Here is a 7,050-nt window from a genome sequence, read left to right as displayed (position 1 = left end):
GATGACGAATGCGCGAAGCGGTTTTGCACAGTCGAGCAACGGGTATACGAATTTCACGACCGCAAACGAGACGGCGATGATCAGCGCGGGGACCATTCCAAAGGGTTTGGTGCGTAACAGCGCGGCATACGACCCCTGGGGCACGTCAATGACGTTTTCCAGCGCCAACAACGCGACCGAAGGCGTGATTGGATTCGGTGGCAATGAAACCGTGAGCCAGTGCGTCAAGATCGTGCTGGGCTTGGCTGATTATGAGTCGCTCAGCGTCGGTGGCACGGACTTTACCAGCAGCAACGAGCCCGACACGATTACAGCGCAGGAGGCATGCTCGTCTTCGACGTCGATGACCGTCACCTTCCAATAAAAGGCCGGCCATGCTCAAAGACATTCTGTTCTCAGATATGTACCTGGAGCCCAACGCGGTCTGGTATAAGCGCAGTCCAAGCGATGGTGTACGCCGCACCCCGTCTATCGAGGATCTCGCGGAATGCGCACGCTTGCGCGAGGCATTGACCGCGCATCGTACGGGCATGGATTTTCGTTACGAGCACGACGGTCTAACCTTGCGCGCACAGCGCATCAACACGCTCGAAGGCGACGTCTATATTTGCCGCAATCTCAAGCGTGCGCCGATCGAGTACGGCAAGCTCGGCATGCCGAAAAAGCTCCAGCGCGCATTGCTGGATGAATCATTCCGTAAAGGAGGTCTCATCCTTTGGACGGGTGGCACGGGCGCGGGCAAATCGATGAGTCAGGCGTCGTGGTTGACCAAGTACATGACGGAATACGGCGGCACGGCGTGTACCGTCGAGAACCCCATCGAAATTCGGCTTCAGGGGCAATATTCCACCGGCTTGGCGACCGGGACTGTGTATCAAACTGAGGTGCAGAGCGACGAGGAATTTGGTGCTGCGATTTCACGGCTTCTGCGCGCCGCCCCCTCGGTCATCATGCTGGGCGAGATCCGGGACTCGGCCGCAGCCGCCCGCGCGGTAATTGCCGGTGCCAGCGGCCAGCTTGTAAGCGCGACGCTGCACGGCAACAACATCCCGACGGCGTTGGAGCGTCTTCGCAACATGCTGCGCGAGGCCAAGCTCGACAACGGTCTTCTGGCCGATTCTCTGTGCGCCATCATTCATCAGTCGATGACAACGGAAACGTTTATGGAGCAGGAGCAGCACCACATCGAATTTTCTCCGCTGATTGTATCGGGATCGATCAGTCAAACCGCGATCCGCAGTCATTTGCGGCAGGACGATCTGTCGTCTCTCGCCTCCGAGCTCAGTCGTCAGCACCGCAACATGACCGCTGAGACGCCTCCGATTGGAGGGTTTTAATGGGCTTCGCCATCTATCCGTTCGTCGTTATCTGTTTAATCCTCGGCCTTATTGCCCAGATGACGCAGCAGGCGGACGCGGTGCCGGGTGCGGGATTAAGCGGCGCAATGGAAAACCGAGCCCAGCAGCGTGCAAAGGCGGCCGAGGTGTATGCCGCCGCCTGTGTCGAGGCTGCGTTCGCAGTGGCGGGAGAGGTGAGTAGCGCGATTTCAGTTACAGCCTATTTACCCGCTGGCACAAAAGCGCCATTAAATTCAGGATGTTTGACGACGTCGGCAAGTTCGGGCCGCAATGTCTATGCGTATGTGCCCGCCGTAGCGGGTGTAGCAGGTCTTATCCGGAAAGACACCGATGAGGATCTGTCCTGGTATCGCGTGAGCACCAGCGGCGTCGGCATCAATCTAGTAACAGGCAGCAGCGCCGCGATCAGCACGACGATCCCGACCGGGACCGTCGTGAAGTGGGTCGTCGCAAATTCATGATCGGGGAAGGCAATGGATTCAATACTGAGTATCATCATCGCGATGGGTTTGTCGATGCTGGGCATGGTTGGCTTTGTCACGATGGCCAACCACAGCATCGAGAACATTCGTACGTCGGCGACGGCCGGTCAGTTGATTGTTTTTGATAAAGCGGCTGCGCAGTACGTCAGCGATTACGCTGCCACGATTGCGGAGGTGGCTACCTCGACAACGCCCGCAAATATCACGACCGCGATGCTCATTAATACCGGCTACCTGCCGGCAGGTTTCTCGGCAAAAAATCCCTTCGGGCAAACCTGGCTGGCTCAGGTGCTGCAACCCTCTACAGGAGAGTTGGAGACCCTGGTGACATCCCAAGACGGCACAGCAATTTCCAATCAGTTGCAGCTGGTGCAGATTGCTGCCCAAGCAGGGGCGCAGGGCGGCTTTATTCCGTATGCGAGTCAAGGAGGGGATTCGTCGCTGACGGCCAGCACCGCGCAGGGCTCTTATGGCGGTTGGTCCGTATCGATGGCCAACTTTACGAACCCAGGCAGTGGCCACCTGGCTTCCTTGCTTGCGTACCAAAGCACTACGGCGAACACAAACTATCTGTATCGCGTTGCCGTGTCAGGGCAGTCGCAACTCAATGCGATGCAGACGGACCTCTCGATGGAGGATACAAGCGGTACCAAGCATGACATCACCGATGTTGACGATGTGGGGACGACGACGGTGACGGCTACAAGTACTGTGACGGGGGGGACCCTCGCGTCTAAAGGCAACGTAACGGCCGCGGGAAGCGGCACGATCACGGGTAATTTGACTGTTGGCGCGGCGTTTCAAGCACAAAGCTATGCCGCCGGTAGTTATCTGATTCCGACCACTGTCTATTCGGCAGGGGCGGCTTGTTCGAATAATGGGGCTGTTAGCACGTCAGGGTCAAGCACACTGATCTGCTCGAACTCTACCTGGCAAAATGTGCAAAACCTTAGTTATACCCAGGTCGGGTGGTATTACTACACAACTGGGACGTACATTGGCTGGTACCGGTTCTGCTGGCTGAGCGGGATCAATGGACCGAATAATAATGGCGCTGTACTCCCGGCCGGGCAGAATGGAGCGCTTTACTACTGGCTTGTTGAGAATCTGAGTCCTGACTCGTCTGCGATATTGGTTTCATGCATATCTTGATGTCAACAGCGCCTCAACTGACGTAAAATACCGCGATCACACAAATTTACGTTGGGGATTAAGATTGGGAATCAAATCGGTTGTCCGAGCCGTTGTTCCGCGTACGTTGATAGTCAGCGCTCGGATCTTAAAGACATACCTGGCTGGATATGGGCAAGTCCGTACGATAGAAGGAATGCCAGTAGACGGCAAGGGGGACTATCAACCGTGGCTGAGCTTTCCGCTTATCGAACACCTCAAAGGCATCGATTTTTCTGAAAAAGCGATTTTCGAATATGGAGCAGGGGCGTCGACCTTGTTTTGGGCAAAGCGTGCTAAATCAGTCACAAGTGTTGAGTTCGACAACGGGTGGTTCAATCAATTAAAGGATAACTTGCCTGCGAACGTCAGTCTTTTTCATGAGGATCACGGCAGGCATTACGCCGATTCGATAAAGAGGTTTTCGCCTAGCCGTTTTGATGTGATTGTTGTCGATGGCGCTGAACGGTATCGCAGCGCGCGCGCTGCACTGGATATGCTAGCGCCTGGAGGGATGGTAATCCTGGACAATGCGGAGTGGTATCCGAACACGGCCAATATGCTAGTAGACGCAGGTCTTATCGAGATCCGCTTCAGCGGCTTTGGTCCGATAAATGCCTTCACATCCACGTCCAGCGTTTTTCTGTCGAGAGATGCGAAATTCGCGCTTCTACCCGAAGCAAGAAAAAAACCCATCGGTGGTACTGACCTTCCGAACGGGGCACTGGATGATGGCGCCCCAGATTAGGGTCGTGTAGAACGCGACATCAAGTTATTGCATAACGGTTTTCGCGATGCTACGATGCAATCTCTTCCTGGCGCACAGAGGCTGATTTCTCGCCTCGCCGCGCAAATCTAACGCGATGGCCCACGCGTGGGCGGCCCGAGCAGGCCGCCGCGCGTTTGCGGTAGCCCCAGCACCCTGCGTTGTTCCTATCGGTGCGGCTCGGACAATTCCTATTGTCTTGGGGTTTATCAAAAATGTTTGCAAATCTTGTTTTTACCGCTGGTCGGCATTGCACGAAGGCGTTTCGTAGTCCTATTTTTATAGCTTTGCTTGTATCAGTCTTTTTTCTGCCGGTCGCGCGTGCCGGGGAGATTTATGGCCAAGTCGGCACGCAAGGCGGGGGCGTCGGCTACGCCGTCAACTTCAATTCCTACATCGGCGCACATGCCGATATCGACTACGGCGCACTGTCGCATTCCGTTAGCTCGGGAGATACCAAATACAAAGGCCGCTTGAACCTTATCGGCGGCGGTCTGTACATGGATGTCTTCCCTTTCCAATCGAGCAGCTTCCGCTTTACCGCTGGTGCGTTAATTGGCAATAGCTATCTTAAGGGCGATGGCGAGTCGACGGGCGGCACGTATCGCATAAATGGGCAGGATTATGCAGCCGCCGGTCAGTCGGTCAGTGCCAAGATCAGCTATCCCGCCGTGCGCCCCTATCTCGGTATTGGATTTGGTCATAAAACCGAAGGCCGGCGAGGGGTTAATGTCACCGCGGATCTCGGCGTAGCGTACGGAAAGCCACGCGTCGATTATTCCGTCTCTGCAGGCTTGGCCGCGCAGGCCGGTGCTGCAAACGTCCAGGCAGAGGAACAGCGGATATCGGACTCAGTGTCTAAATACCGCATTTATCCGGTGGTCCAGATTGGTTTAGCCTACCGTTTTTAATCGATCGAGGTCGTTGCCATGCGAGTCGGCCGTCCCATAAAAGCGCCCACTTCCGTCAAGTGCGATTACTGCGGCGAGCCCGCGATGCTCCGCAAGTTCGGAGACGACGGATATCCCTATTCCGTTGATCGGAAGCCGGTCTGGATTTGTGTTCCTTGCCAAGCCTGGGTACCGGTTCGAGCCGGCAAGGAAAACAAGCCGGCGGGACGCCTGGCGAACACGGAGCTACGCGAGGCCAAGCAAGCGGTCCACGCGGCGCTGGAACCCTTCGTCGAGCGCAAGATGGCGCGTGATGGCGCCAACGTGTTCGAGGCGCGTGGGAAGGCTTTGCGGTGGGCAGCGGCCGCCGCAGGTATCGAAGAGGAAAAAAACGAATTTTCATACACTGTCGCTGGATGAGTCGCTCCGTATCTCAGCATTTATTGGGGAGTACCTTGAGCGCCGTGCCCAGCAAAAATAATTGGAGGCGCTATGCCGAATCGAGAAATTTCTGACGTATTGCATCATCCGGTCCGTGCGCCCATAGGCAGCTTGGCGGTGCATCCGGAACTCGGAAAAGTGGAAGTCTTCGCCGTCGACGGCGATATGCGCGAGGTCCGCTTTGCCGAGGGCGAAGAGTATCGACACGTCGTCGTCCACGTCGAAACGCTTTCCTCCCCATCAATAGACGAATTGCTTGGCAACAAGACTAACGAGGATCGCGTCATCAACAGCCTGCTGCTTGGACAGCTGCATCATTTCCAATGACTAATTTTGCTATAGAGGAATAAAAAAATGCGTTCGCTTATTGGCATTACCGTACTGGGTGTATCGATTTTGATGGCAGGCTGCGCTACTGGCGAGCCTGATCCAATTACGCTCAATAAACTGACAGCTTGGCAGTTGGGGCTTGCCTCCTCGGACGAAGTCACAATTTCTTCGATGTCGAAGACGCCGGCGACGGCGATTGGAGGCGACAACCTCCAGTACTTCGCGACAACAGCACACGGGAAGCGCTATAAATGCGAGGCCTTTATGACGGCCTCATTGCTGCCGGCGCTCAACGAAGCAGACAACTACTCGCATGTGAAGTGCTATCAGCGCTAATCTAATGTCGGTCGCGGCGGTCAGCATATGCCGCGACTATTGCTGCCTATTAACGATCACAGTTGCTTTCTCCGATGGTTAAATCTCTTGCTCGTCGCGTCCTTTGCGCGATTGTTATTGGTCTTCTGCCTGCAGCTGTTTTCGCGGCACCAGACTTCGCCGCTTGCTCATCGACGTTTTATGAAGGCGCGGCACCGGTGGCCACAGCGAAGCAGCCCGGCCAGCGCTATGCGCTCTGCTTTGCGGACTTCGCTGTCTTGTATTCCGGAGAATCGAAAACGCCCATCTATAGCGCCGAGCACCTTACGCCAGAAAACCTACGCGCTGCACGTGGGGAACGGCGTACAAATGTGTTTTACGAGGAAGCGCGCTTGCCATCCGACGCGAGGGCGCGTCTCGAAGACTACCGTGGCTCCGGGTTCGATCGTGGGCATATGAGCCCGGCGGCGGACCGGTCCAGCCCGGAGGCCATGGCGCAAAGTTTTAGCCTGGCGAACATGGTGCCGCAGGCGCCAGAGAACAATCGCGGGGTGTGGGCGAAAAACGTGGAGCGCGCCACGCGAAACTACGCGATGCGCAGCTCGGCTGGTGTCTACGTCCTGACGGGGCCGTTCTATACCGGAGAACACCGGACAATCGGCCCCGACAATGTTTGGGTGCCGGATAAGCTGTTCAAGCTCGTCTACGATCCGGCGAGCCGCAAGGCTTGGTGCTTCATCCTGGATAACTCGGACGACGCCCGCGTACAAGGCGTCTACAGCTACCCAGATTTGGTGCGCATCATCGGCATGCAACTCTTGCCGGAGGATGCTTTGCGATAGGTGCGGGGTGGCACCAGTGATGCCGGATTATTGTGGTGCCTTGCCTGATTGCATGTCCGGAGGGGGCATCGCGTTGGCGCGCTCGATGTCTTCCTTCAACTGCGTTTGTAGCGTGGCAATGGCTTGGTTGGGATTCGACGGCCGCAATTGCAGATGCGCGATCGCATCGCGAGCAAATCGACGAACGACCGGATCATGCGAAGTATCCACAACGTTTTGATAGACGTTGAGCATCTCGTTCTCGCGGCCGGTCATCGCATAGATGTGCTGCAATTTTTCAAGGTCGCCAATCACGTCCGCCGCCGGACCGCCTGGGAGCGGCGGGGGACCGTCGGGGCGAGCATCGTGTGGTGGCGCAAAACGTGGGGGTTCCGATGGACCGCCGTGCGGGTCTGGTTGCGGTGCTTGCGCGTGCGCTGCTCCGAAGCAGGACAAAAAGCGCCAAGGCCCCAGCAG

General features: G+C 56.5%; 11 protein-coding genes. 10 read left to right on the top strand and 1 reads right to left on the bottom strand.

The annotated features are described in order from the left end of the window. The 10 genes from WM40_RS25345 to WM40_RS25300 form a co-directional block, all read left to right on the top strand. On the top strand, positions 1-364 hold a 364-nt coding region (locus WM40_RS25345; RefSeq protein WP_046154385.1), incomplete at its 5' end, for a type 4 pilus major pilin. Between the two features lie 10 nt (positions 365-374). Then, complete coding sequence (locus WM40_RS25340; protein WP_046154384.1) at positions 375-1,337, top strand: ATPase, T2SS/T4P/T4SS family; 963 nt, start codon at positions 375-377, stop codon at positions 1,335-1,337. Further along, positions 1,337-1,819 carry a hypothetical protein gene (locus WM40_RS25335; protein ID WP_046154383.1) on the top strand — a complete coding sequence of 161 codons (483 nt, stop codon included), beginning with the start codon at positions 1,337-1,339 and terminating at the stop codon, positions 1,817-1,819. Before WM40_RS25340 ends, WM40_RS25335 begins: the two co-directional genes overlap by 1 nt. Before the next feature lie 12 nt (positions 1,820-1,831). Then, a complete protein-coding gene (gene pilV, locus WM40_RS28325) occupies positions 1,832-2,992 on the top strand; it encodes a shufflon system plasmid conjugative transfer pilus tip adhesin PilV (RefSeq protein ID WP_052738534.1) in 1,161 nt (386 codons plus the stop codon). Positions 2,993-3,167: 175 nt separating this feature from the next. Beyond that, the gene (locus tag WM40_RS25325) at positions 3,168-3,758 is read left to right on the top strand and encodes a class I SAM-dependent methyltransferase (RefSeq protein WP_052738533.1); all 591 of its coding nucleotides are present in this window, start codon (positions 3,168-3,170) and stop codon (positions 3,756-3,758) included. Between the two features lie 212 nt (positions 3,759-3,970). After that, positions 3,971-4,687, top strand: a complete 717-nt coding sequence (locus WM40_RS25320) for a hypothetical protein (RefSeq protein WP_236693698.1) — start codon at positions 3,971-3,973, stop codon at positions 4,685-4,687. Positions 4,688-4,705: 18 nt separating this feature from the next. Continuing rightward, positions 4,706-5,086: a zinc-finger-containing protein gene (locus WM40_RS25315; RefSeq protein ID WP_052738532.1), complete on the top strand. Its 381-nt coding sequence runs from the start codon at positions 4,706-4,708 to the stop codon at positions 5,084-5,086. A gap of 72 nt (positions 5,087-5,158) precedes the next feature. Further along, entirely contained in the window at positions 5,159-5,434 is a 276-nt protein-coding gene (locus tag WM40_RS25310) for a hypothetical protein (RefSeq protein WP_157686002.1), read from the top strand. 27 nt (positions 5,435-5,461) lie between these two features. Then, complete coding sequence (locus WM40_RS25305; protein WP_046154380.1) at positions 5,462-5,773, top strand: hypothetical protein; 312 nt, start codon at positions 5,462-5,464, stop codon at positions 5,771-5,773. 197 nt (positions 5,774-5,970) lie between these two features. After that, a complete protein-coding gene (locus WM40_RS25300) occupies positions 5,971-6,594 on the top strand; it encodes a DNA/RNA non-specific endonuclease (protein WP_162199129.1) in 624 nt (207 codons plus the stop codon). Between the two features lie 27 nt (positions 6,595-6,621). On the opposite strand, the gene WM40_RS25295 is transcribed toward WM40_RS25300, so the two are convergent. Further along, the coding region (locus WM40_RS25295; RefSeq protein ID WP_052738531.1) for a hypothetical protein at positions 6,622-7,050 on the bottom strand (429 nt) is incomplete at its 5' end.

The organism is Robbsia andropogonis (assembly GCF_000970345.1).
In the GTDB taxonomy this organism is placed as follows: Bacteria; Pseudomonadota; Gammaproteobacteria; order Burkholderiales; family Burkholderiaceae; genus Robbsia; species Robbsia andropogonis.
Note: the sequence above shows the minus strand (reverse complement) of the source record. Positions and strands in the feature narration are given on the sequence as shown.

Bases quoted from the DNA above. Each gene is read 5' to 3' on its own strand.
- WM40_RS25340 (WP_046154384.1), top strand. From the start codon at position 375: ATGCTCAAAGACATTCTGTTCTCAGATATGTACCTGGAGCCCAACGCG.
- WM40_RS25335 (WP_046154383.1), top strand. From the start codon at position 1,337: ATGGGCTTCGCCATCTATCCGTTCGTCGTTATCTGTTTAATCCTCGGC.
- pilV (WP_052738534.1), top strand. From the start codon at position 1,832: ATGGATTCAATACTGAGTATCATCATCGCGATGGGTTTGTCGATGCTG.
- WM40_RS25325 (WP_052738533.1), top strand. From the start codon at position 3,168: ATGCCAGTAGACGGCAAGGGGGACTATCAACCGTGGCTGAGCTTTCCG.
- WM40_RS25315 (WP_052738532.1), top strand. From the start codon at position 4,706: ATGCGAGTCGGCCGTCCCATAAAAGCGCCCACTTCCGTCAAGTGCGAT.
- WM40_RS25310 (WP_157686002.1), top strand. From the start codon at position 5,159: ATGCCGAATCGAGAAATTTCTGACGTATTGCATCATCCGGTCCGTGCG.
- WM40_RS25305 (WP_046154380.1), top strand. From the start codon at position 5,462: ATGCGTTCGCTTATTGGCATTACCGTACTGGGTGTATCGATTTTGATG.